We start from the raw sequence: 1,796 nt of genomic DNA, 5'->3' as shown, positions 1-1,796 counted from the left end.
AGTCATAACTATATGCTGCTGGCATGCTTACCATCACTACTATAAGTCCATATCTTACCTTTTTTGGACTATTATGAGAAGTGCTATAACAAAAACTTAATTGCCAAAGTACCTAAACTACCAAAGTATTCTAGTGATAAATATGGGCATCAATTGTATAAGGAAGCCGAGTCAAAGCAGTTCAATTATTTTTCCACAAATATACATGATATTTTGTCTAACAGCTTTACCGTTAAATACGGGTATATAAATTGTACTATAAAATACGACAACTTATCTGAGCAGGAACAAAACCAAATAGAAACAGACATTAAAACTGCCTATGGGGCATTTAAAGAAAAGTTTTGCTTCAAAGATAGTAGCATAGTTAAAGATATAAAGGTTTACATTTTCAATAATAGAAGCGATTATATAAAGTATAACAATCTTCTCGGCATAGATGAAGACGGTGGTCCAGGATATATTACACGAGGAGTAACAGATTATCAGAATATTCTGACATATAAGCAAAGTGCCATGGATTTTGTTCTAGGTCATGGGCTAGGTCACATATTTCAATTACGTTTTTCACCATCAGCAACAGTCCGAACTTTGAATATTCTGGATACTGAACTCATAGCAAATGTTGTTGGACGAGAGGTAGAAGAAAAAAATTATAAAGCTATTTGCAAGCAGATGGGTGTAGATGAATATAAAGACCGTGGATGGATGTTTCAATTTAAATATAAGGACACAACTGGTAGTATATACCGTGAAGATCTTTCAGAAGAAGAAAAATTTCAAATTATACAACGTATCAAGAACTCTGGATTAGATGAATATGAAGACCGTGGATCGATGTTTCAATTTAAATATAAAGGTACACTTTATAAATATCACAAGAACCTTTCAGAAGAAGAAAAATTTAAAGCTATACAAAATGTCAAGAGTATTCATGAACTAGTAGATGAATATGAAGACCATGGATCAATGTTTAGTTTTAAATACAAAGGCACCACTTATAGAGCAGAACACAGAGATTATCTTTCAGCAGAAGAAGAAAAACTTCAATTTATCAAAGACATTAAGAACTCTCATGAATCGCTCGTTAGTGAATGTGATGGACTGGGGAACGAGAATACAACTTTAGTGATTTACATTGATGAAAATAAGGAGATAAGTCGAATGTATTTTCAAAACTCCGACAAAAATATATTCAAACAGCTAGATAAGACACTCATAAGCAGAGGTAACCCTGAACAAGATGTGGATGAAGTAGAGCATACAGAAGGAAAAGAACCCGAAGAGGATACTCAGCAACCCAGTAATTTCTTATCCAATATTTTTTCAACAATTAAATCCATTATTGATTCTATCTCATCGCTCTTTTCATGGTTATTTGGGTCGAAAGAGAAAGAGTCTAATCAACAATCTGATGATAATCCTTCTTTGTTTAAGCTCGATGCTAATGAGTTAGATCACGAAGTTAAGCCTGATGCCAATGAGTTAGGTCACGATGTTAGAGATCACTTATCAGACAATTATAACCATTACAACTCATCTGATGGGCTAATGTAGTATAGCTAATTTACAGTATCTGTTCAGATGCATGGCTAATGTACAAATATTGAAACAAAAATTCCAGTGCCCCTGTGATGTCATTCCAGTGCTTGACACTGGAATCCAGCTTTTAATCGAAAATGTTGTATAGTACACAATCAAATTTTCTGGATCCCAGTGGGCTTTGTTGCATCGCTCAAGTGAAAAGAACTGGCAGTTACTGACAAAATTCATTATAAATAGCCATTTAACTGTTG

General features: G+C 33.9%; 1 protein-coding gene. It reads left to right on the top strand.

Annotation, left to right across the window (positions count from 1 at the left end; all coding sequences use genetic code 11):
- Window positions 1–153 precede the first annotated feature (153 nt).
- Window positions 154–1,557, top strand: coding sequence for a hypothetical protein (locus tag OZD66_RS05310; RefSeq protein WP_275022436.1), 1,404 nt, complete (start codon window positions 154–156; stop codon window positions 1,555–1,557).
- Window positions 1,558–1,796: the final 239 nt, after the last annotated feature.

The organism is Wolbachia endosymbiont of Drosophila baimaii (assembly GCF_028982185.1).
GTDB classification, from domain to species: Bacteria; Pseudomonadota; Alphaproteobacteria; order Rickettsiales; family Anaplasmataceae; genus Wolbachia; species Wolbachia pipientis.
The sequence above is the reverse complement of the archived record's forward strand: the minus strand, read 5'-3'. Positions and strand labels throughout refer to the sequence as shown.